Source organism: Nitrospira sp. CR1.1 (genome assembly GCA_014055465.1).
Classification (GTDB): Bacteria; Nitrospirota; Nitrospiria; order Nitrospirales; family Nitrospiraceae; genus Nitrospira_A.
This window is the reverse complement of sequence record WIAF01000003.1, coordinates 44921-68261: the sequence shown is the minus strand read 5'-3', so window position 1 is coordinate 68261 and position 23341 is coordinate 44921. Positions and strand designations below refer to the sequence as shown.

Below are 23341 nucleotides of genomic sequence, written 5' to 3'. Positions count from 1 at the left end.
CTCATTCGCCCGATCCGATGTGTTCCTTCAGCAGCACATTTTTCAGATCGAACACGCCCTCGCTGACGATTCGATCGCCTTCCTTCACGCCTCGATGGATTGCTATCCAGCCGCCTCCTTCACGGCCTGCGTCGATTGGCACGAAGGTATAGCCGTCCGGGGTTTCAAGGAACAGTCCGCGGGTTTTCTCAATGGTCGTGATGGCGGTAAGGGGTACGGTGACCACCGGCGGCCCCGACCAGCCGAGCGCCACCTCGACGTATTCCCGTGGTTTCAACTGTCCCTTGGCGTTGGCGACCTCAAACCGGACGCGAATGGTACGGGTCGTCTCATCCGCAACGGGTGAGAGGTAGGTGAGCGGCGCCACGATCGCGTCACCGCCCTTCGGTGTAATCGTGCCGGAATCCCCTTCCTTGAATTTACGAGCCTGCTCGATCGGCAGGTTGGCAAACACCCACACGCGGCTGGTATCGACGATCTCAAACAATTCATCACCGGGACCGACTCCTTGTCCGCGCACGGCATTCTGAATGACGACGGTGCCCGCGATCGGCGCGGTGAGCGTGTAGAGGTGGCTTTTCTCGTGCGGTCCTTGTTTCAGATCGTCCGTCGAAATCCCCATGTTGGACAGTCGTTCGCGGATGTGCTGGTAACGCGCCTGTGTTTCGAGATAGAGGCCTTTATCCTCGATCAGTTTACGTTCCGTGACGATATCGTCCGCGCGCAGTTTTTCCGTCCGGCGGAAGCTGTTCTCGGCCACATCGGCTTGCGCTTTCCCAACGAGATATTCTTCGATCAACTGATCGAGCTGCAGGCTGCCGATGGCCACCAGCGCTTGGCCCTTCTTGACTCGATCTCCCAGCTGCGCATGGATGCGTTCAACTTGTCCGCCGATGCGAGACGTGATCTTCGCCACCTGCTTGAGGTCGAGCGCTACTTCACCGGGGGCGGTGATCAGTTCGGGCACGGCGCGGAGCGCGGCCGGTTCAGTACGAAGACGGGCCTGCACTGCCGGCGGCGGATGAATGGCTTTGGTGCTGCCGGCCGCCGCCGGTGCTTCAGTGGCCGGAGCAGGTTTCGATGGCTGCGTTCCCTGGTCGCCGCAACCTGAAAGCAGGCCCACTAGTATGGTCAGCAGGCCGATCGTCGTCGGTCGTCGAGTCATCGCTGCGCTCCAATCATCCGTTGAATATGGCCGGCGTTCACAATGAGGTTCCCAACGCGCGTTCGAGCCGGGCCAGCGCAATGGAGAGGTCGGCCCGCACCTGGGCATATTCGAGCTGCGTCTGCCGATACACCCGTTGCGCATCGAGGACGTCCAGGAGACTGGCTGCGCCATGGCGGAAACTGGTGCGCGCCACCGTCAGCGTCTGCTCGGCCTGTTTCAGCAAACCAGCCTCGAAGACCTGCAGTTGCTCCTGCGCCGTACGCACTTCCTGCGCATGCTGGGTGATGGCCTGCTCCAATTCCTGCTGCGCCCGCAGCCGCTCCGCGTCGGCGCGATGTTTGGCGCCCAATGCGGATTGGATTTCGCCTTGCCGCCGGTACCACAACGGCAGGGGCACGGCAAGTCCGGCTGTGAGAGATTCATCGCCCGCCTCGCGATGGTAGCTGCCGATCACGCTCACATTGGGCACACGGGCCTCGCGTTCAAAGCGCAGCGTATGATCGGCCTGTTCTGCCAGTTTGCTCAAACGTCGAACGGCCGGGTGTTGCTCCAAGGCCTGCGCCGCGAACTCGTCGGCATTGAGCCCCTGCTTCGGTGTGTGAAAATCGCCTTGAATGGAAAAGTCCTTGCCGAGCGAGCCGGCAGTGAGGGTATTCAGCCGGGCTTTGGCCACTAGCAACGCGTTGTTGGCCCGGGCCACCTCCTTCTTGGCCTTCTGCACCTCCACCCCGGCTTTTAAACTATCGAAGGACGTCGCTTCGCCGGCTGACACGCGCGCCTGCACCGTTCGCAAGACCTCTTCGACATTGGTGACATTCTGGGCAGCCAGTTCGACATCGCGCTGACCGAACAGAAGGTGATAGAAGGCGATTTTGACATCGGCGAGTAACGACAGGCGCGCGTCATCCAGAGCGGCATTCGCCCCGGCCACCCCGGCATCCGCTGCCTCCTGACGGGCCCGACGCTTGCCCGTCCATTCGAGCGGTTGTTCCACGGTAAACGTCCGTTCGGTCACATGGGTACCGGTACTCGGGTCTCGAATCGCACCGCGCCCGGCAATGCCGGTGATGGAAGGATTGGGGTACGCACCGGCCGCAATCTGTTGCCCCTGGCTTTGTTTGACGTACCCTTCGGCACCGGCCAGGGTGGGATTGTGCTGGACGGCCAGTGTCAGAATATCCGTCAAGGAATAGGCGGCATGGCGTGGCGCTTCAGCCCAGGCCAAGTAGCGGTCCGCGAAGGGGATGGTGGCTAGACTCATACAGACAATGAACATGACGGGACGAGCAATCATCGGGACCTCCTCTGTTCGCGATCGGGCCATACCGGCCAAGAGGAACGGCCTGCGCGGTGTGCGAGTACGAACAGGATATGGGTGTCACAAGGGGCGGAAGTTAGCCGAAGAGTGGAGCGGGCGGCGCGCGCGCAGGAACGTCAGCAGCGAGAAGGGGAAAGGCCACAGGCGAATCGCCCTGTTCCATCGCCGGGTCACGGCGCTCAGGCAGTGGCAGGTAGTGTTGGGCGACGAACAACAGATGTGTGAGCAGGGGCTTCACGAGCTTGCGGTCGGTGGCATCGTTCAACAGCGAGAAGCTGAGTTCGGGATCAGCGTGCCAGGCATGCGGGGCTTCCGCCGAGAGGGACGGCCCCGATTCTGTGTCCCGTACATGGTGATGGGCATCGCGATGGTCCCCGAATTCACCCTCAAGGTCAGCGGAAAAGACCGTGTGGACGGCGGCCGCGTGGACGTGCCCGGCTTCGCCATGATGGGGATCTGTCTCGGGATGGATATGGAAGAGCGGCAAGGCTAAGAGCCACAGGACTGCCCATGCGCGAAGCATGTGGTCGAGTCGGAGGAGCCTACTATGAATGGAGCGTGCGGACATAGCTTCCTACGTAGACGCTATCACAGGGAGCCAAACACATCAAGAAAGCGGCTGGAAGGGACGGTAGGGCAGGCAAGTGTGGTCCCCCGTGAGATCTTGTCCCGGCTTGATCGATAGACACGATCGGGATAGCGTGCTCGGTGAAAGCACGGTATTGGCGTCAGTATTGTGGCGTTGCGCCGACAGCGCTATGTCCGGACTGTGCAGGTGCGCCACCAGGCCCCGTCGATAATCCCGAATCGTCTCAGCCAACAGGTTGCCGTGTTGGCCAAGAATCGGGTGTGGGAGGGTGATCTGACGTTCGTGCCCACGCGGACCGACTGGCTGACCGTGGCCGCGCTCCTGGATCTCTATTCACGTCGCGTGGCGGGTGGGCGATGAGTGTCCGCCAAACATTGTCGGTCGTGGTGGAAGCCCGGTGGATGGTTTGGCAGCGACGCCGTCCCGCCACGGGGTTGGTGCACCCTAGCGATCAAGGCAATCGGTATCGAGCGAGTCATTACCAGCCGTTCTTAGACCGGCGGGGAGTTGTCCCGAGCATGAGTCGGAAGGGCAACTGTACGACAATGCGCCAGTGGAGCGCTGCTTCAGTTCGTGGAAAAACAAGTTGGTGCCGCATCGGCAGTTTCAGAATCAGGCCGAGGCCCAGGTCGCCATCGCGGAGCACCGCGAACGATTGTATCGCCGTGAGCGGTGACCTCAAGCGCTAGGCGATCGAAGCCCAGAAGAGTTCGAGCAACAGGAGAGTGGTGACCAATTCACCTGTCTGCTATTCTAGGGACACCACAGACTGGCCCTAATAATATACGCATAATCCAAGAGGGAGACATGTCATGAAAATCGATGTGCACGCGCATTACTGGACCAACGAGTATCTCAACCTGGTTGCCGGTCTCGGAAAGACGGATACCGATACCCAGCGAGGCATGGGCGCGGGCGACGGAGACGAACTTGCCGCCCGGTTCAAATTGATGGATCGTGCCGGAGTCGACATGCAGATTCTCTCGGCGTGCCCGCAAATGCCGTACAGTACAGACCGGGATGCGGCGGTTCGCGTTGCGCGGTTCGTGAACGATCAATACGCTGCCCTGGTGATGGCTCATCCCGGTCGCTTTCGGGCGTTCGTCGCAACGCCGATGCCCGATGTCGAGGCGTCGATTGCCGAAATCGCCAGGGGGCTCGACGAGCTTGGCATGGTTGGGGTCTGTGTCAACACGACCATCTTGAACAAACCGCTTATCGATGATGCCTTCATGCCAATCTTTGAGGCACTCGACCGGCGTGGCGCCATTCTTTACATACATCCGGCAGGGAATAGTTGCTGCACCCCTCTGATCGCCGACCATCACCTGACGTGGCAGGTTGGAGCGCCGATGGAAGACACCATTTCGATCATGCAGTTGATCAGCAAGGGGATACCTTCCCGGTATCCGAACATCCGCATCATCAATTCCCACCTTGGCGGGGCCATGCCGATGCTGATGCAGCGTGCCGACAATCAGTATGGCTGGGAATCGCCAGACACACCCGAGAAACCAAGTCTGGCCGCTAAACGAATGTGGTACGACACCGTGGGTCACGGCCACGTTCCGGCCCTGCGCGCCGCGATCGAGACATTCGGCGCTGATCGCCTGGTGCTGGGCACAGACTTTCCTTACGAGGGCGGCGACATTTTCGTTCGGGCGATCGATTATATTTCCGATCCCAGTATCAATCGGAACGATGCAGCATTAATCCTTGAGAGGAATGCCGAGAGACTGTTCGGACTGGGTACATGATCATTCGGAACGGCGGGGAACCGGCCTGCATATTCCTTTGTGCGTCATTCACGTGTCCGTTATTCCGGGGCCGCCTCAACCTGACCCCCATTGATCGGTTTAAGTGAGGGAGTGTTTGATTGAGAGACCTGCCCGTTTGTTTCCTTTTAAGTCAGTGCGTATATCCGTGAGGGCAGAGGCCATGGAGCATAGTTGGTCGGGAAGGAGATGTCTCGGCGTGCTTGTATTACAGTTTTTTCTGAACGCCAGCTGTGATGGTCAATCAGTGGAATATGAAAAACTGATTACGGCGTGTGAGAAGGTTCAGATAGGAGACAGCGAACAGGCCGTGAGGGAAATGATGGGCAAGCCAATGAAATGTTAGGGAGGTAGATGTTACTAAGATGGATTTTGCTAAAAGCGGTGAGCCTTCTGGTCGCCGTAAACTCTTGAACTATCCGGCTCCGACAATCGTGCCGAGCACACCTCAGATCTCCATAGATGAAAGCGGACATGTCGATGAAATAACCTGCTATGAGTCACACCGCTTGCGAAAAGGGCAGGCAAATCTCCATCAAGATATCGAACCCTCAAACAAGTGAAGCAGATCGCCCGCGATCAGAATGGCAAAGTGCTGACCGTTACCGACGCAAGAATCAGGTGACCACGTTCACCTTCACTCCCGGGCCTCCTGCTGCCACTAAGACGGATCACCCTCTTCGCTTCTATCGATCGGTGCCGCCACCACGGCATCTTTTCATCCAACGCTCGCTGCGGAGATACGCTTGTGGAAAGATCCATGAGCGGTCTGTAGCGGTCTTCTCACTCAATGAAGAGATGTGAGTGAGGCTGGGGGTGGACAGCCATGATGATGTAATTTGATTACAAGACCTAACCCCCATTGAACGGACGCAAGCCGCCCGGCCAACCCTGAAGGAGCTGTTCCAGCGACGAGGGGACGAGGCGCGCCGGATCGCGGTGGCCTATCGGCAGTATGGGTATCGCTTGCGGGAGATTGCGGAGCACCTGGGCGTCCATGAGGTGACGGTGAGTCGACGTCTCAAGCGCGCAGAACAGGGGCGTGTCTGAATGACAGACCTGACCCCATCAGAGCTTATAGAATCGTTTGGATCGCTTGCAGGTGGTGCCAATTTTACGTGTCAGTACAACTACAACGGCAAGCCGCTGACCGTCATCGACGCTAAGAATTATGTGACTACCTTCACCCACTTCCGGGCCTCCTGCTGCCACTAAGAATTTGCTTCACCAGATCACCCTGTTCACTTCCATCGATCGGTACCCCACCACGACATCTTTTCATCCAAAACTTGCTGCGGAAATACGCTCATGGAAAGATCCAAGAGCGGTCTATAGTGGACAATGAAGATGCGTGAGGAGGGTGGGGATGATGGCGATGTTTAGGAAACCGTTAGCCTGGGTGCTCGGGTGCAGTCTTGTCATCCTCGGGGCCTGGGCTTATACCGTCACGAAACACGACCGGCCATCTGCGGGAAACCCCACTCCCCGGGATCTCGCGCGCGAGGCCTATTATCAAATGGAAGCTCATGTGTTTGATCGTGCACAATTCCAAGAGGCCTATACCAAAATCAACCAGGCCGCCGACCAGAACCGCAATGAAGCGTTCATTTATGTGGCAGTGTCCCTCGGGACCCTGGTCGGGGGCTATACCATCGGTGACTGGTATGACCTCAGCACGTTTTCCGGGGATACGGTCCAGCAGGCGCTCGGTTATGCCCAGCAGGCAGTCGCGTTGGACCCCAACCTTGGAGCAGCCCATGCACAATTGGCGCGGGTGCTACTCGTGAAACAAGAGTTTCAGGAGGCGGCACGTCACATCGCAAGCGCGAAAGCACTTGACCCCGACAGCTTTTATCCGTGGTATTTCGAAGGCATCTGGCATGAGAAGCAAGGTCAGGCGGCTGAGGCCAATCAGGCCTTCGATCGCGCGCAACATGCGGCGGCACTCCCACACCATTCGATGCTCGTCATGGTACATCGGACAAATGTGGCGAAAGTCGAGGGAAATGCTGCCTTACAGGAGAAGCTGTTGAAGGAGGGGATCGGCCTCAATCCGAATAACGCCTACGCCTATGGCGAGTACGCCGCGTTTCTGATGTGCAAGGGCCGCTATCGGGAAGCGATCATGCAGTGGGAGCAGGCTATTCGGATTGCGCCCTTTCCTCGTGCGGTCTCGCAACTTGAGAAAGCCAAAGCGTATCTCGCCCAAGAACCGACAACCCTGGCCCAGGCGAACGTGCATACAGGTTGTGCGTAAGGGCGGAGGGATAATAAGTGTTTAGTTGAAAGACCTGACCCCATTTTTGCAGCAAGGATAAAGACCCATGACCCAGATATTTTCAACCTATTTACCGGGCGCGGTGGTTGCGTTGCTCATCGCGGTAGTGCTCTTTCTGATTGGACATGTAGAGAAGCTGTTCTTTCGGAAAATGCAATTTGAGATCGCTACCTGGATTTTCGCCCTTCTCTTTTTTTGCGCATTTGTGGTTGGCAATGAGTGGTTGGATCTATTTCGATGGGTAGCGGCACTAGCAGTGCTGATTGTTGGGGCAGTCGTACTATATAGGTACGAAAGAGATTATCGACGTTAGCCTGCGTCGGCGACGAACTGGCAATGGGATTGCAGTGCGATGCGTCCAGTCAGATATGTGTGCGAATCATACAGCTCAGGATTGTAGATCCACCTCTTCTGTATATTATGAGGTAGTCAGCCGCTTGGGCGATTCTGCATTCAAGGCAGCACAAGCTCCATCTCAGGGGCCGTGCTTGCCTCAACTACCTACCGAGAAAAGACCCCTATTTTCCGCCTACTGACTCCTGCACCGTCACGCGATGTTGAGTTCGTGAAACCAACACAACGGCGTGAGTGGTGATACAGCCCTCCTGATACTCTCAGTTCAGCCACACAACCCACCAGGCACGGGTGCTCTGTCCGCGACCTTTCTCACTGATGGGTTCTGGCCTGTTCATCTACCGCCAGGTTCCGTCCCTTCCTTGATTTTAGTATGCTTGTCGTGCGCATATGCACGGCCGTGCATCGATGCACCGTGCTTTCAGCGCGACAGCTTGTTTTTCAGCTAGCTGTAGCCGGCTGATTCTGCGATTTCTTGCATTTCACCGGTTTTCGGGGGTATTCCTCCCTGGGCCTTGTTCTTGCTGATGACCCCGCGCAAACAATGCGTCTGTTGGAGATCTTCGTGTCATGGAAGCGATTGTTCCCCTGTTGACGATCTTTGCGCCCCTGCTGGGCACGTTCTGCATCGCCTTATTGTGGCGTGAGCTTGGAGAACGCATTTCGCGCATCGGGATCGGGGCCCTCTGGTGCGCGGCGCTGACATCGGTAGCCACGTTTGCGATCGTGTTCTATGGCGACCCGATCCGCCTGACGATCCTGGGCGCATCTTCCGGACCATTTGCCTATACGATCCTGGTCGATCGGTTGGCGGCGGTGATGATGGTCCTCATCAGTTCCGTCAGCCTGATCATTCATGTGTACTCCGGGCGCTACATGGTCGGTGATGCGGGATATGTCCGGTATTTTGCGTTCCTGGGCGCCCTCACCTCCGTGCTGCTGAGTCTGGTCAGCAGCGGCAACCTCCTTTGGATGTTCCTGTGCTGGCATTTGGTGACCTGGCTGCTTTCGTCGCTCCTTGTGTGCAACCCGGCGAGTCGCGCGGCCAGGGAGGCGGGACAAAAAACCTTCTGGACGCAAGGGCTAGGCGATGCGGCCTTCGCCGTGGCGTTGGTGCTGCTCTACGGGGCCTACGGCACATTGGATCTCACGGATCTCTTCGCGCGACTGCAGGGCTCTTCTGCGCCGCCGGTTGATGCGAACTGGCTGCGGGCCGGACTGGACGTGCCGTTAGTCGCGACGTTGCTGTTGATTCTGTCGGTCATGACCAAGTCTGCGCAATTTCCCTTTCATGTCTGGCTGGTCGGCACGATCGAAGCCCCGACGCCGGTGTCAGCCTTGATGCATGCGGGGATTGTGAATGCCGGCGGCTTTCTCGTGAATCGACTGGCGCCGCTGTTCAGTTTTGCCCCGGCGACGCTGCATGTGTTGTTTGTCATCGGCGGCGTGACGGCCTTGATCGGCGCCAGTGCAATGCTGACGCAGACCAGCGTGAAGCGCCGCCTCGTCTACTCCACGATGGGTCAGATGGGCTATATGGTCATGGAGTGCGGGCTGGGCGCCTTTGCGCTGGCCGTGTTTCACCTCTGCGCCCATGGTCTATTCAAGGCCACCTTGTTTCTCAATTCCGGGTCCGTCATCCATAAGGCCCGGATGGAATATAAACTCCCCCCTGCCGCGCGCGTGGATAAGGCCGGCGCCTTCTCGCCGATGACGTGGACAACCGGCTTGGTGGCGACCCTGGTGTTGCCGCTGGTGATCCTGCTTGTGCTGCACGGGGTTGTCAGTATCCCGTTGCAGGATGCACAAGGAGCGGTGATTTTTCTCTTCTTTGGTTGGGTCACGACGTCGCAAGCGATGTTCACCCTCTATCGACTCCATACCGGCGCCTCATGGGCCGTGTCACTGACCATGCTCGGATCGCTCGCGGTCATCGGTCTCACCTATCTGTGGGCAGGCGAGGCGTTCACGCATTTCCTCTATCCTGGCCATGAGACGGCAGAGGCGTTTATGCGCGCTGCGGAATGGAATCGCTCGTTTTTCGATCTCGTGGTGGGATGCGCGGTCATCCTGATCCTCGGCGCCTGGGGCATGATCTATGGCAAAGCCAAAGGGGTCAAGCTGCTCATGCCGGCCTGGATCGAGACGCTGCGTACGCGAGCCTATGTGACGTTTCTCAACGGCCTGTATGTCGAAGACCTCATGCGCATGATCGGTCGAACGGCCTTTCGACGGTAGTCGGGTCACGCGGGCAGCGAAACGGAGTCATTGAATGGCACTCGAACAACGAGCCTTCACAGATGCGCAGCGGATGGAACTGCGGTCCCATGTGGAACTGGCAGGCGAGGCGATTGCCGCCTACTGGCCCATGCGCACGTTTATTCATCACAATCCGCTGCATGGCCTGGAACATCTTCCCTTCGATCAAGCGGTCAAGCGCGGGGAACAACTGCTGGGCGGAAAGGGGTATCTCGTCGGCGCCCTCTATCGCCGGTTCTTTACACAAGGCCGTATCGGCCGGGAGGATGTGGCTCAAGTGTTGGCTCCGCTCGCCAGCGACCGGCGGGTTATCTTTGCGGGGCGGGAGTTATCCCATCTGGAGTTGCTCCAGCATTCCATGGTGCATGGGCTGGACGATCTTGCGGTGGAACAGCCTGGCGCCAATGCGGCGCCAGATGAGGTGCTGGATCGGCTCACGGCATGGCTCACCTCGTCTATCGCCCAGGCTCGTACCGGTGTGGCGGAACCGCTGGTTCCGTGGGAAGCTGTAGAGCTCTTGTCCCACGAAACCCTATCGACCTGGTGCGACCGCACGCTGGGCACATCAGTCGAAGCGGACATCAACGAGCAAATGATCAAGTGGTGCGGGGTGTTTTTGGATGAAGGCGAAGCCTCCTGGGTCATGCCGGGGCGGGAGCACACGTTTTATCGCGGCTGGAAGCGGTTGGCTCGGTATGATGCCGGGTTGCGGCTGCTGGGGATTCGGGATGCGGCAACCAGGATCGACGCCTTGGGCGAGCGGCCGGAAGAAGCGGTCTTACAGTGCCTGGCCGATCTGGGAATTCCCAAGTCTGTCTGGGAGTCCTATTTCGCCTTGCACCTCGCCGCGCTTCCAGGCTGGACGGGCTATATCAAGTGGCGAGCCGAAGAACAGCATCAGCCCTGGCAAGCGCGGTATCCGATCGATCTGGTGAAATATCTCGCGGTGCGGTTGTTCTACGAACGGGAACTGGTGGCGTTGCGGTGCCGCGAGTTGTTGGAGATCGCGGGGCACTACGAGGCGATTCGCAGCTACATCGACCAGGCCCCCCATGCGCATTGGCTGAGGCGTCAATTGGTGGCAGGCCGATTGGCTCCCTCCGTTGATGGAGAGATGCGGACATGGAGTCGCCTCCACCGGACGAGCCAGCCGGCAGAATGGAACGAGACCGGAAAGCAGGTGTATGACCGGACCGCCGAAGGGCGCGCCGCAGCAATCATGCGGCGCGATGCGAAACGGCTGCTTGCCCTTTCGAGTGCGATGGGCGCCGATTCAGAGTCCATCAGTCAGACGTCGTCGTCCGACGTGCTCACGGTGTTGACCTGGCTGGATGGATTTCCATCCGCGCAGCACAGCCATCGCTGGTTGGAAGCGTTGGAATTGCGCCATCGCCGGGTTGTGGTGGGACAACTCACTGGAGTGGCGAAACAGTTGCGGGAGACGGACGATCAGGCCGCTCCCGCTGGGGCCTCGAGACCGTTGGCGCAGATGGTTTTTTGTATCGACGTTCGATCGGAGATTTTGCGGCGGCACCTTGAACAGCTCGGGGGGTATGAAACGCTGGGCGTGGCAGGATTTTTTGGCATTCCGGTGAAGTACCAGGCGTTTGGCGAGGAGCATCCGGTCACCCATGCGCCGGTTCTGCTGAAGCCCAAAAACCATATCCGCGAGATTCCGCGCAGCTACCATGGGGCGGCGGCCAGCCGGCATCGGCTGTTTGCGCGGCTCAGCCACGCCGGCCACACTCTCCTGCACGATCTGAAAGAGAACGTCATTACTCCGTACGTCATGGTCGAAGCCCTGGGTTGGTTCTTCAGCGTCCCGTTTTTTGGCAAGACGCTCTTTCCCCTGTGGTACCAGCGCATGAGTTCCTGGTTGAAGGGCCTGTGGCTGCCGCCCCTGGCGACAACCCTCACTATCGATAAGCTGACCAGGGACGAGGCAGAAGAAATGGTGGCCGTCGAACAGCGCGCGGCCATCCGTGCGGCGCTGCGGCGGGAATTTCCGGCGCTCGGCTCCGACACCACCCCAGCCTTGATCGAAACTATCCGCCTGGGGGCGATGGAGGGCCAGGACGAGCAGAAGAGCCGCGAGGTCGCGAAAAGCCTCGGCCTGACGCCTTCCGAAGCGGATGCGCTGTACGAACGATTCCGGCGCACCCTGAACCTCACACCACGCGGCATGTCGTCCCGCCTCCAGCGCATCACCTTGCATGGCTTTTCGGTCTCCGAGCAGGCCTACGCCGTCGAGGCGGCGCTTCGGCTGATGGGATTCACCGCGGGGTTTGCCCGTCTGGTTGTAATGTGTTCTCACGGGAGCACATCGGACAACAATCCCTATGAGTCCGCACTCGATTGCGGGGCTTGCGGCGGGAACAGCGGTCTGCCGAATGCGAGGGCCTTCGCCGCGATGGCGAACAATCAGGCGGTGCGCAAGGTGCTGGAAGGGCGTGGCATCAAGATCCCCGGCGATTCGCATTTCGTGGCCGCGGCGCATGACACGACCCGGAACGATGTCAGGATTGTGGATTTGGAAGATGTTCCAGCGACGCACCGCAAAGATCTCCTCCGGTTGTTGGATGACCTCCAGGAGGCGGGAGCGCAGTCGGCGAATGAACGCGGCCTGGCGTTAGAGGGGCCCGCGAGCGCATCGAAACGGAAGGATCCGCTGACCAGGGCCAGCCGCCGGAGTGTGGATTGGGCGCAGGTGCGTCCGGAGTGGGGCTTGTCAAAAAACAATCTCCTCATCATCGGCCGGCGGGAACTGACGCGGCCGTTGAATCTGGAAGGCCGGTCCTTTCTGCATTCGTATGATTACCGGCAGGACGAGTCCGGGAAACTGCTGGAAGCGATTATGACGGCGCCGCTCATCGTGGCCCAGTGGATCAACATGGAACACTACTTCTCCACCGTGGACAATGAGGTCTACGGAAGCGGGAGCAAGGTCTACCACAATATCGTCGGGCGGGTAGGGGTCATGAGCGGGGCTACCGGGGACCTTCGGTTGGGTCTGCCATCGCAGACCGTGCTGGACGGGCCGGTTCCCTATCACGAGCCCGTGCGATTGTTGGCCGTGATTGAGTCTCCCAGGGCAAGAGTGGAGGCGGTGATCGCGAAGCATCCCGGCCTTGAGCGGCTGTTCGAGAATGAATGGGTGTCGCTGGTTGTCTGCGAACCGGGTGAAGCGACGTGTTATCACTACGACATCATGCAGGGCTGGCAGCCGGTTTCTGGCGCGCCGGAGCAACATTCCGCCGAAGCCGCTGACCTCGCTGCAGAAGCAGATCCCTCCCGGTTTCAGAAAAACGGTGACGTGGTCGGCACGACGCAAGAGACCAGGCGGGAGGCGACGTCATTGGAGCAAGAGAGGAAGAATCAATAGCAGGAAGGGGGCGGAGTATGCTGACACTGCATCCGATGAAAGAGATTCGCATTGTGGTCGAAGGGGAACATTTGAAAATCGTCACCGGTCTGTTGGACCGGGTGGGGGCGACCGGGTACACGATCATCAACAATGTGTCGGGCAAGGGCCATCATGGATTCCATGAAGGCCATCTGTTGTTCGACGACACCAGCAGCCAGGTGATCGTCTTCACCGTGGTGCCGGAAGAGCGCATCGAACCGATTCTGGCCGGCCTAGGGCCGGTGTTCCACAAACACTCGGGCGCCATGTTCGTGAGCGACGTCGCGGTTACCCGCCGGGATCATTTCGTGGTCCCCTAGCAACGGTGGCGCTCCCGTCGTCCTCTCGACGCGGTCGGGCCTGCCCGATATACTGGCACCGCGCGCATGCACGTGTCGTATCGATCACGTAGGACTCCGGACGAGCAGGACGTTGATGTGACCTCCTCCCACCGCACCCGTTCAAAAGTCTCCCGGCCGATCCGGTCCGAACCCGCCGCCGCGGAGGTCCTGGCCTGGTTGAGCGACTGTATTGACGGCGGGTTGTGCTTCGTCTGCAAGGGCCTTCTCATCTTCGAGAACTCTCAATTTGCGGAATTGGTGGAGAACGCCTCGCCACAGGCGGAGGGCGGGGAGCCTTCTCTGCGGAAACGCCTGTTGGATGATGCCATTGTCTGGAACCAGCAGGATCTCGGCTCGCGGAAGAGCAAGGAATACCGGCTGATGGCTCATGACGGACGCTCCCTGTATTACGACTGCCGGTTCAACGTGGTGCCCTACCGCGGAGAGCGCGGCGTCCTGATGGTGTTGGAGGACGTGACGGAACGCGTGCTGCTGGCGCAAGACGCGTCGCAGGTGGCGCGGTTCCAATCGGTGCTGGCGCGGATCGGCACGCTGGGCGTCAGCGGTATGTCGGCCCAAGAGCTGATGAACGAGGCGGTGAAGGAAACGGCGGCGGCTCTGGATGTGGAGCTGTGCAAAATTTTGGTGCCTCGCGAACCGGACGGCCAGCTGTACATCATGGCGGGGAGCGGGCTGCGGCAGGACCTCATCGGGAAATTGACGATCGAAGGCGGCACGCATTCGCAGGCCGGCTATGCGATCAGGGAACGGGTTCCGGTGGTGGTCGAGGATCTCCAGCGGGAAACGAGGTTTTCCCCTTCGAAGCTGCTGACGGAACATGGCGCGGTCGCCGGCATGTGTGTGCCGATGCTGGTCGAGGATCGTGTCTATGGCGTGATGACCGCCCACTCGAAACGTGTCCGCCGGTTCACGCAGAAGGAGCAGGAATTCCTCTGCACGATGGCGAATACCATCGGGGCGGTGCTGGAGCGCCGTCGGCACGAAGAAACGCAGATGGATTTTTATCATCGTCTGTTCCTGTCCGCGCAAGACGGGGTGATGATGACCGACACGGCTGGTAGAATCGTGGATTGGAATCCGGCCCTGGAGCGTATGACGGGATGGACGCGCAAGGAGGCCCTCGGCCAGCGTCCCGTGATTTTGAAATCAGGCAAACATTCGCCAGAATTCTACGAACGGCTCTGGCAATCGATTCGCGCCGGGCAGCCGTTTGTGGAGCGGTTCGTCAACCGGCGGAAGGACGGATCGGAGTTCCTGGTCTGGGAAAGTGTCAGCCCGGTGAAGGCCTCCGACGGCACGACGCAATACTTCATGGCGATTCTGACCGATCTCAGCGAGCGCGAGCAGATGTTGGAAGCCCTCCGCCACACTGAACAGGTCAAGCTGGTAGGCCAGCTCGCCGGGGGCATTTTGCATGAGGTCCGGAATCCGCTCATTGGCCTGGGCAGCTTGGCGACGCATTTGGCCGAGCAAACGTCCCTCCCTCAGGAGGCCCGTGACCGGTGCCGGTTGATTGCTCGGGAAGCGTCGAGAATCGATGAGCTTCTAGAGTCCCACCTGGGTCAGTTGCGGCCCAGGCCCTTCGATATCGCCGCCTGCGACCTGGCTTCGGTCTTAGACGATACGTTGACGCTGCTCCGGCCGAACCTTGTGAAGCATCAGATTCTGATCAGGACTTCCGTTGCGCCTGACCTTCCGGCCGTCGAGGCTTCTCGTGCTCATATCCTTCAGGTCTGCCTCAATATTGTGATGAACGCCATCGATGCGATGCCCGGCGGCGGCAATGTATACGCCTCTCTGACGCCGGAGCTCCGGCGTGTGCCCGGTGTGTTGATGCGGTTCGCCGATGGGGGGAAGGGCATTGCGGCGGAGGATTTGAAGCGGATTTACGAACCGTTTTTTACGAAGGGAAAGGCAAAAGGAGTAGGGCTCGGCCTCACCATCACCAGGGACATTGTCGAGCGCCACCATGGCCAGCTCGTCCTTCAAAGCCCGCCGGGTCAGGGGGCGGTGGTTGATGTCTGGTTGCCGATCCGCCGCGAAGTCTAACGGAGAATCGGGATAGGTATGCATACGAAACACCTGATGTGTGGCGGTCGCCTGGAAGGCGGAATGTCCTGATATGGCGTGGCAACTGTTGTTGCTGGAAGATGAGGTGTCGGTTCGTGAGGCGTTTGCCTTGCGCCTGCGCGATCAGGGGTACGTCGTGCAAACGGCCGGCTCCGGAGAGGAGGCCCTGGGACTCCTGCGGTCCTTTGAGCCCGATGTGCTCGTCGCTGATCTTGTGATGCCGAATCTTTCCGGGTTGGATGTATTAGCCCGGGTGAAACAGATAGTGCCGGGGCTTCCGGTCATTGTGTTGACCGCGAGGGGGACGGTGAAAGATGCGGTGGAGGCGATGCGGCTGGGCGCGTTTGATTTCGTCGCCAAGAGCATTGATATGGACGATCTTCTTCACACGCTCCGGCGGGCGACGGAGTTTCTGACGCTGCAGCGTCAGGTGCAGTTGCACAGCGGACAGGATGCTGCCCGGTATGCGCTCGATCGTGTGATTGCCCGAAGTCCCGTCACCAGAACCTTTCTGGCCCACCTGCAGGAACTCATTAAAAACGACCGGGTGACGGTGTTGCTGCAAGGCGAAACGGGAACCGGCAAGCAGTACATGGGCAGGGTCATCCATTACAACAGCCCCCGCGCCGGAAAGCCTTGTGTGGAGGTGGACTGCCCCTCGATCCCTCGGGACCTTTTCGAGAGCGAGCTGTTCGGGCATGAAAAGGGGGCTTTTACCGGAGCGGCCGGCAGAAAATGCGGTCTGCTCGAGTTGGCCGATGGGGGAACCATCTTTTTTGACGAAATCGGGGACTTGCCGCTGGCGTTGCAGGCGAAGCTGCTCCGGGTATTGGAAGAACGCACGATCCGCAGGGTCGGCGGCGCCGCGAACATCCCCATCGATGTCCGGGTGATGGCTGCGACCAATCGTAATTTGAAGGAGGCGGTAGCCAAGGGAGAGTTCCGGGAGGACCTGTACTTCCGATTGAATGTCGTGACCCTGGTCGTCCCGCCGCTCCGCGAGAGGCGGGAGGATATCATTCCTTTGGCGGAACAATTCCTGACCCGGTCGGCGTTGGCTCTCACAAAACCGGTCCGGGCGTTGGGAGCCAGCGCGCAGGCGTTACTGTATGAGTATCAGCTTCCCGGCAATGTGCGGGAACTGAGCAATTTGATAGAGCGCGCCGTCTTGTTCTGCGGAGGGGCGACCCTGGAAGCTGCCAACTTTCCCGGAGACGTTCAGCAGGCAGCCTCCACATCGGTCCGCGCATTTCCCGCGACTCCTCCTCCCAGTGCATCACCTGTTGATCAAGCACAGGTTCACATCAGTTTTCAGGTTGGTGCGCAGACCCTGGCCGATCTGGAAGACCGGATCATCGAAGAAGTGTTGGCCCGTTCCGGCGGGAACAAAACGTTAGCTGCAAAGCAGCTCGGTGTCACGCGCTGGATGTTGGATCGCCGCCGAAAACCTCGCGCGTAATCCGTCCGGCTTTCGAGTGCCGGTGCACGGTCCATGCTGCGTTGGTGCGCGCGCACACATCTTTTTCACCGGTCGCGCCAAACATCCTGTTGCACGAGCCGCTCCCACTCGCTCAATCCTCGATAACTCCAGATGTTCAGATGAATCCGGCACCGGCTGTGCCACGATTTCACCTGGGCGACTCCTGGACCAGTCTTTGCACTCCTTTGGGGTCAGGAACAAAGTGTGTGCGCTCCTGCACCAACACATAGCCAGGACGGAGGCGTCATGAATTGCCTGCGATGCAAGAGTCCCATGTATCGAGAAGACTATGACCATGCCTTAGAAACCGCGGGCCAAGGGTTTCAGGCGTTACATTGCATGATGTGCGGCGACATTGTTGATCCGGTCATTCTAAAAAACCGGCGTGAACGGGCGGAGCCTCGCGGGGATCGGGCCCGGCTTGCGGTGGTGACCTCGCTGTCATGATAGTGCTGTCCGGGCTTCGACCGGGAGATAACCCTGGGGCGGCGTGTGACGGCTGCGAGCGAGGACAGGCAGCTTGTTCTCGTGCCGTCTCCTCAAGCCATGCGCAGGAAATTGGGGGATAGGGTATGGGGCAGGCCAGGAGCACCGCCGATCTTGAGTACGCCGTCATGCTGGCGATTCTAAACTTCCATACGGAGTTCATGAAGTCGAACTACTCGCACGTTCAGGTTCAACTCGCCGACGATGTGATCAATGCGACCATCACGAGAAATGGCGCCGTTCCCGCCGAAGCGCGATTGGCTCAGTCCGAAGAGGGGCGGGCCCTGCTGAGGCAGTTCCATGAGGCCATGTTTATCTCTTGCCAGGATGTGCTCATGGAGCGAATCGAGAGCGTGGTCGAGCGAAGGGTTCGGACAATGGTCACCAGCCTTGACCCGGTCTCCGGACGAAGCAGCATCACGATTCGATTGTAAACCCTTCCGCCCATGGGCGCCGCGTCAATGCCCACCGTCGCCGCAGCTGGCGACCGGTTACGCCACTCATACCGAGTCCGCTCATCGCGCAACCAGGTCTCCCACACACCCTGCGCAAAGCACCGCCGGACGATACACTCCATAAGACAATCACCGCTCGGTGAGCCGCCGGCGCAAGACCGGATGACGGGAACTCGCCAATCAAGCTGGAGGTGATGCCATGACGATTCCGCCGGTTCCTGTGATGCGGTCAATGGTGAGGTAACCGTTTGACGGGTATGATCCGACCTCCGGCCGGTCCATGAGGCAGCACGGCCGGGGATAGAACGAGCTTGAGGCAGGCACAATGGGGGCGCCGATGAGTGCTCAGCGGCGCCCGGGATGAGAGATAGGATTGCTGTACACGTTTACCGTAGCAAGCCGATGGCATTGACCCGTCGACGAGCGCCACCTCGTCGCCAGTCTTCCACATCCTCTCCTCCGCGAGTGCGATTCTCCGCGATGATCTGATCCACGATTTCTCCGCAGGCGAAGCACCGCCAGGCCGCTATGTCCTGACTCACTAGCCCGCCGCCCCAATCCTGAAGCGCAACCGGAAACATCAAACTACTGCATCGATCACAATTCATAGTGTGTGCCCCCTTCCGATGAAGGTCTGTGAAGTTCTCTTTTGTGTCGAGTACATCCTAAGAAGCAAATTCGCGGGAGAGCACTAGGAGACTCCCTGGTTCAAGAACATACAGTGCGGGCAAGGATGATCCGGGGATCCGCCTAGTGGAGGACCCTGGAGGACCTATGGCGTACTCCTGCAAGACGATAGAGGGGTGAGGTGCGAGCCCGCTGGCCGAAGGTCTGTCGCAGCCGTGAATGGGCGAGTGCAGGAGAATAGCTCGCGAATACCGCGCGCGAGGAGGCAACCCGGATCATTGATGACGCACATTCGTCAACGAACGTCTTCAGCGCCGATGCGCTGATATTGCTCTGCGCCCTATCGAGAGTTGCCGCTCAGAATGTGCTAGGGGTTTGTCCAGTACGGCATCGACGGCATCTTTTGTAGGGTGGTAGTCCTCGCTCGACGCACTGCTCGAGCGCCTTGTTCACTGGGGAGCAACATGCCGAAGCACGGACGAATCAAACAGCCCCGCGTTCTAGCCATGATTCTGGCGGGCGGGAAGGGGACGCGCCTTATGCCGCTGACGGGAGCGCGCAGTAAGCCGGCTGTCCCGTTCGGCGGAGCCTATCGCATCATTGATTTCGTCCTGAGCAATTTCTACAACTCCGGCATTCTGGGCATGCATGTAATGGTACAATATCGATCGCAGTCGTTGATCGAGCATCTCCGGAAGGCCTGGCGCATCGGTGATGGGGACCGGCAGTTCGTGACCGTCGTCCCTCCTCAAATGAATTCCGGCGCGGGATGGTATGAAGGCACCGCTGACGCGGTGTTTCAGAACATCAACCTCATCCGTGATTTTGCTCCCGATATCGTCGCGGTGTTCGGCGCGGACCATATCTACCGAATGGATATTCGGCAGATGCTACAGTTTCACCTTGAGAGAGATGCTGATGTCTCGGTTGCGACGTTACCAGTTCCTGTGGCCGCCGCGCAGGGATTCGGGATCGTGGAGATCGATCACAACAGTCGGGTCGTGGGATTCGACGAAAAACCGCCGATCCCTAAACCTATGCCGGGCGATCCGACGTGTGCGCTCTCCTCAATGGGAAATTACTTGTTCAATGCCGATGTGCTGGTCCAGGCCTTGGAAGAAGACGCGAAAAGCGGAGGGTCGCATGACTTCGGCCGCGATATTCTCCCGCGCCGGCTCAAGACAGACCAGGTAATGGCCTACAATTTCCACGATAATGAAATCCCCGGAGTGGCCGCTTACGAAGAGCCGGGATATTGGCGTGACGTCGGTACCATCCAGGCCTATTGGCAGGCGAATATGGATTTACTTGGGGATACTCCATCCTGTGAGCTGCGCAACCGGGAATGGCCGATCAGAACGGAACCGTCTTATGGACCCCCGGCAAGTCTGGTGAATTGTTATGTGGATCATGCACTGATCGGCGAAGGCAGTCGCGCAATCGAAGGCGACATCAGACGGTCGATCATTGGCCGCCATGTGCGAATTGACCCCGGCGCCTATATCGAAGACTCCATTATCTTCGACCATACCCACATCGGCGCGGGCGCAAGGCTGCAGCGTGTCGTCGTCGACCGTCACAACTCCATTCCGGCTCATGCCGATCTGGGGCCTCGTGACGAGGAGATCGATTCGCCATCACATTGGGCCGAGTCGGGAGTGTTGGTGATTCCGAAACCCTCGGCGGGAACGGAGGAGCATAAGCGTCGCCTGCCGTCATATTGAACCGCGTCGCTTGTCAGTGAACATTATGCCGCGTATACCCGTTGCGACCTACCGTCTTCAGTTGAACCATACGTTTACGTTTCGTGACGCCACTCGCATCGTGCCCTACCTGCATGCGCTCGGAATCACAGATTGTTATGTGTCCTCTATTTTAAAAGCCGTGCCTGGCAGTATGCACGGGTATGACCTGGTGGACCCTGAATGCCTCAATCCGGAACTGGGGACGGAAGAGGATTTTGCCGCCTTCACGGCGGCTCTCCGGCAGTACGACATGGGACTGTTGTTGGATGTGGTTCCGAATCACATGGGGATCGGATCCAGAGAGAACCGCTGGTGGTGGGATGTCCTTGAGCACGGTCCCGGCTCGCGATATGCAACGGCCTTTGACATCGACTGGTCGCCGTTAAAGCGCGAACTCGAAGACAAAGTGTTGCTGCCCATCCTGGGTGAACAGTATGGGGCGGTGTTGGAAAATCAGGAGATCCAGCTCGCCTATGCGGACGGCGGGTTCCTCGTCACCTATTTTGAACACCGGTTTCCCGTTGCGCCTCAGTCGTGGGCGGGAATATTGTCGTTCCGCCTGGCTGATCTGACGGGGCGTGATGGAGAGCAGGATGACCATGTTCAAGAACTACGCAGCATTCTGACCGCATTGAAGAATCTTCCGCCGAGGAATGAGCGGGATCCCGATCGAATCGCTGAACGGTATCGGGAAGAACGCATCATCAGGCGCCGGCTGTCGGACTTGCTCCACGACAGTGAGACGATTCGAGCCCACCTGTCGGCCAGTGTGGAGACGTACAACGGTGTGAAAGGAGATTCGGCCAGCTTCGACCGCCTGGACGCGTTGCTCAACGAGCAGAGCTATCGTCTGGCTTCCTGGCGAGTGGCTTCCGAAGAAATCAATTACCGGCGCTTCTTCGATATCAATGAATTGGCCGCGATACGCACGGAAGAATCGCGTGTCTTCCACGAATCTCATCAAGTGGTGTTTCGCCTTCTGAAGAGCGGAGTGGCGACGGGCCTTCGCATCGACCATGTGGATGGGTTGTATGACCCGGAACATTACCTGGTGCAATTGCAGGAGTGGGCTTCCAGGGAACTCCAGCCGGCCCCATCCGGCGAACCGGCCTCATTGTTCGTCGTCGTAGAAAAGATTCTCGGCAAAGGAGAATCGCTTCCCGCGACCTGGCCGGTCTCAGGCACCACCGGCTACGACTTTTTAAATCTGGTCAACGGGCTCTTCGTGCAGTCTGCGAAGGAACGGTCCATGGATGCCGTCTATCAGCGTTTCGTCGGTCAGCGGATCGTGTACGACGATCTGGTCTATCTGACGAAAAAGTTGATCATGCGGGCATCGATGTCCAGCGAACTCCATGTGCTTGGGCACCAATTGAATCTCCTCTCTGAAAAAGACCGGCAATACCGGGATTTCACGCTGAATAGTCTGACCCATGCCATCACCGAACTAATCGCCTGCTTTCCCGTGTATCGCTCCTACATCACGGCGGACCAGAAAGACGTGTTGGAGCGGGACCGGACCTACATCATGATGGCCGTGAACCGGGCGAAACGCCGCAATCCTACCTTGAGCGGCCAGGTCTTCGATTTCGTCAGGGACATTCTGTTGAAGCGATTGGACGATCGCATTAAATTGCCCCGAGCAGATCAGATGCGATTTGTGACCAAGTTCCAACAGACCACCAGTCCTGTGACCGCAAAAGGGATTGAGGACACGGCCTTCTATATGTATAACCGCTTGGTCTCCCTCAATGAAGTCGGTGGCGAACCGGCTCAATATGGACTGTCCGTGGAGGCATTTCATAAGGCTCTCCGAGAACGGTGCGCGCACTGGCCCCACTCGCTTCTGACCACGTCGACGCATGACACCAAGCGTGGCGAGGATGTGCGTGCGAGAATCAACGTGTTGTCGGAGATCCCCGAGCGTTGGAGGACTGTCCTGGCCTCCTGGGCGAAACACAACAGGCGTTTCCGGACCGAAGTCGATGAGATCGTGGCTCCTGATCGTAATGAGGAATACCTGTTGTACCAAACGCTGCTGGGAGTGTGGCCCTCGACTCCGATGGATCAGAGCCAGTCTGAGGGGTTCACGCAGCGTATTGAGCAGTATATGGTCAAAGCGCTGCGCGAGGCGAAGGTGCATACCGCATGGATCAATCCCCGGGAAGACTACGAAGCGGCGGTGCGGAAATTTGTTCGCGCCATCCTCGACCGATCCTCCTCCAATCCGTTCCTCGAGGAGTTTCTCCGGTTTCACGCGTTTGTGGCCCGATGCGGCATGAACAACGCCTTAGCGCAGTTGCTGGTGAAGATGACTGCGCCGGGAATTCCCGATTGTTACCAGGGCACGGAATTATGGGACTTGAGTCTCGTCGATCCCGACAATCGGAGGCCGGTTGATTTCGATCTTCGGGCCAGCCTGTTGAAAGAATGTCAGCAACATGGTCGCCAGGATGATGTCGGCCGGACGGCGCTGGTTCGCCGGTTGATGGAATCCTGGGAAGATGGCCGGATCAAGTTGTATCTGCTCCAAACCGGCCTTCGTCACAGGCGGGAACATGCGGCACTCTATCTCGAAGGCGATTATGTGCCGCTCGATTGCGACGGCGTCCGGAAGTCGAATATCTGTGCCTTTGCTCGATTGCATCACGAACAGGCCATCGTCGCCGTGTTTCCACGTCTCAGTACGGAGCTGATCCAAACGTCCGGGGCTTCGACGCAGCCTGACGATCCATGGCAGGACACCCGCCTGACGGTTCCGTCCTGGAAGGCGGGATCGGACTATCTCAATCTCCTCACCGGCCAACGTCTCGAAACGGTCACCGAAAACGGGCGGCAGGTGCTGCCGATCAATCAGGTCCTACGTGATTGCCCGGTTGCCCTCCTGGAACGTTGCTCCTGATCGCGAGCCGAACTCCACTTGGATAGTGGGGCTTTCTGACACGTTCTCCTGCTGCATCATGTCTAGCCCG

General features: G+C 58.9%; 18 protein-coding genes. 15 read left to right on the top strand and 3 right to left on the bottom strand.

What is annotated here, in order from left to right; all coding sequences use genetic code 11:
- Position 1: 1 nt before the first annotated feature.
- Complete coding sequence (locus GDA65_07245; protein MBA5862487.1) at positions 2-1309, bottom strand: efflux RND transporter periplasmic adaptor subunit; 1308 nt, start codon at positions 1307-1309, stop codon at positions 2-4.
- Positions 1203-2492: a hypothetical protein gene (locus GDA65_07240; protein MBA5862486.1), complete on the bottom strand. Its 1290-nt coding sequence runs from the start codon at positions 2490-2492 to the stop codon at positions 1203-1205. Before GDA65_07240 ends, GDA65_07245 begins: the two co-directional genes overlap by 107 nt.
- A gap of 28 nt (positions 2493-2520) precedes the next feature.
- On the opposite strand from GDA65_07240, the gene GDA65_07235 reads away from it, so the two are divergent.
- The 13 genes from GDA65_07235 to GDA65_07175 all read left to right on the top strand — a co-directional run bounded on the left by GDA65_07235 (position 2521) and on the right by GDA65_07175 (position 17976).
- Complete coding sequence (locus GDA65_07235; GenBank protein MBA5862485.1) at positions 2521-2979, top strand: hypothetical protein; 459 nt, start codon at positions 2521-2523, stop codon at positions 2977-2979.
- A 243-nt stretch (positions 2980-3222) separates the two neighbouring features.
- Entirely contained in the window at positions 3223-3435 is a 213-nt protein-coding gene (locus GDA65_07230) for a hypothetical protein (protein ID MBA5862484.1), read from the top strand.
- 452 nt (positions 3436-3887) lie between these two features.
- Entirely contained in the window at positions 3888-4832 is a 945-nt protein-coding gene (locus tag GDA65_07225; protein MBA5862483.1) for an amidohydrolase family protein, read from the top strand.
- 879 nt (positions 4833-5711) lie between these two features.
- Positions 5712-5900: a helix-turn-helix domain-containing protein gene (locus GDA65_07220; GenBank protein ID MBA5862482.1), complete on the top strand. Its 189-nt coding sequence runs from the start codon at positions 5712-5714 to the stop codon at positions 5898-5900.
- A 316-nt stretch (positions 5901-6216) separates the two neighbouring features.
- Positions 6217-7107 carry a hypothetical protein gene (locus GDA65_07215; GenBank protein ID MBA5862481.1) on the top strand — a complete coding sequence of 297 codons (891 nt, stop codon included), beginning with the start codon at positions 6217-6219 and terminating at the stop codon, positions 7105-7107.
- Positions 7108-7174: 67 nt separating this feature from the next.
- Positions 7175-7441: a hypothetical protein gene (locus tag GDA65_07210; protein MBA5862480.1), complete on the top strand. Its 267-nt coding sequence runs from the start codon at positions 7175-7177 to the stop codon at positions 7439-7441.
- 611 nt (positions 7442-8052) lie between these two features.
- On the top strand, positions 8053-9720 hold the full coding sequence (locus GDA65_07205; GenBank protein ID MBA5862479.1) for an NADH-quinone oxidoreductase subunit L: 1668 nt from the start codon (positions 8053-8055) through the stop codon (positions 9718-9720).
- A 34-nt stretch (positions 9721-9754) separates the two neighbouring features.
- Positions 9755-13123, top strand: a complete 3369-nt coding sequence (locus tag GDA65_07200; protein ID MBA5862478.1) for a DUF2309 family protein — start codon at positions 9755-9757, stop codon at positions 13121-13123.
- Positions 13124-13140: 17 nt separating this feature from the next.
- Positions 13141-13464, top strand: coding sequence for a P-II family nitrogen regulator (locus GDA65_07195; protein ID MBA5862477.1), 324 nt, complete (start codon positions 13141-13143; stop codon positions 13462-13464).
- Positions 13465-13530: 66 nt separating this feature from the next.
- The gene (locus tag GDA65_07190) at positions 13531-15555 is read left to right on the top strand and encodes a PAS domain S-box protein (protein ID MBA5862476.1); all 2025 of its coding nucleotides are present in this window, start codon (positions 13531-13533) and stop codon (positions 15553-15555) included.
- Positions 15556-15628: 73 nt separating this feature from the next.
- Positions 15629-17035 (top strand): response regulator, encoded by a 1407-nt coding sequence (locus GDA65_07185; GenBank protein MBA5862475.1) that lies wholly within the window; start codon positions 15629-15631, stop codon positions 17033-17035.
- Between the two features lie 267 nt (positions 17036-17302).
- Positions 17303-17503, top strand: a complete 201-nt coding sequence (locus GDA65_07180; GenBank protein MBA5862474.1) for a hypothetical protein — start codon at positions 17303-17305, stop codon at positions 17501-17503.
- 125 nt (positions 17504-17628) lie between these two features.
- A complete protein-coding gene (locus GDA65_07175; protein ID MBA5862473.1) occupies positions 17629-17976 on the top strand; it encodes a DUF2294 family protein in 348 nt (115 codons plus the stop codon).
- A 407-nt stretch (positions 17977-18383) separates the two neighbouring features.
- Here GDA65_07175 and GDA65_07170 read toward each other — a convergent pair whose 3' ends face one another.
- The gene (locus tag GDA65_07170) at positions 18384-18605 is read right to left on the bottom strand and encodes a hypothetical protein (protein MBA5862472.1); all 222 of its coding nucleotides are present in this window, start codon (positions 18603-18605) and stop codon (positions 18384-18386) included.
- Positions 18606-19088: 483 nt separating this feature from the next.
- Between GDA65_07170 and glgC the strand changes: the two genes are divergently transcribed.
- Both glgC and treY read left to right on the top strand, forming a co-directional pair.
- Positions 19089-20348, top strand: a complete 1260-nt coding sequence (gene glgC, locus GDA65_07165) for a glucose-1-phosphate adenylyltransferase (protein ID MBA5862471.1) — start codon at positions 19089-19091, stop codon at positions 20346-20348.
- Between the two features lie 25 nt (positions 20349-20373).
- Positions 20374-23271, top strand: a complete 2898-nt coding sequence (gene treY, locus GDA65_07160; GenBank protein MBA5862470.1) for a malto-oligosyltrehalose synthase — start codon at positions 20374-20376, stop codon at positions 23269-23271.
- Positions 23272-23341 lie beyond the last annotated feature (70 nt).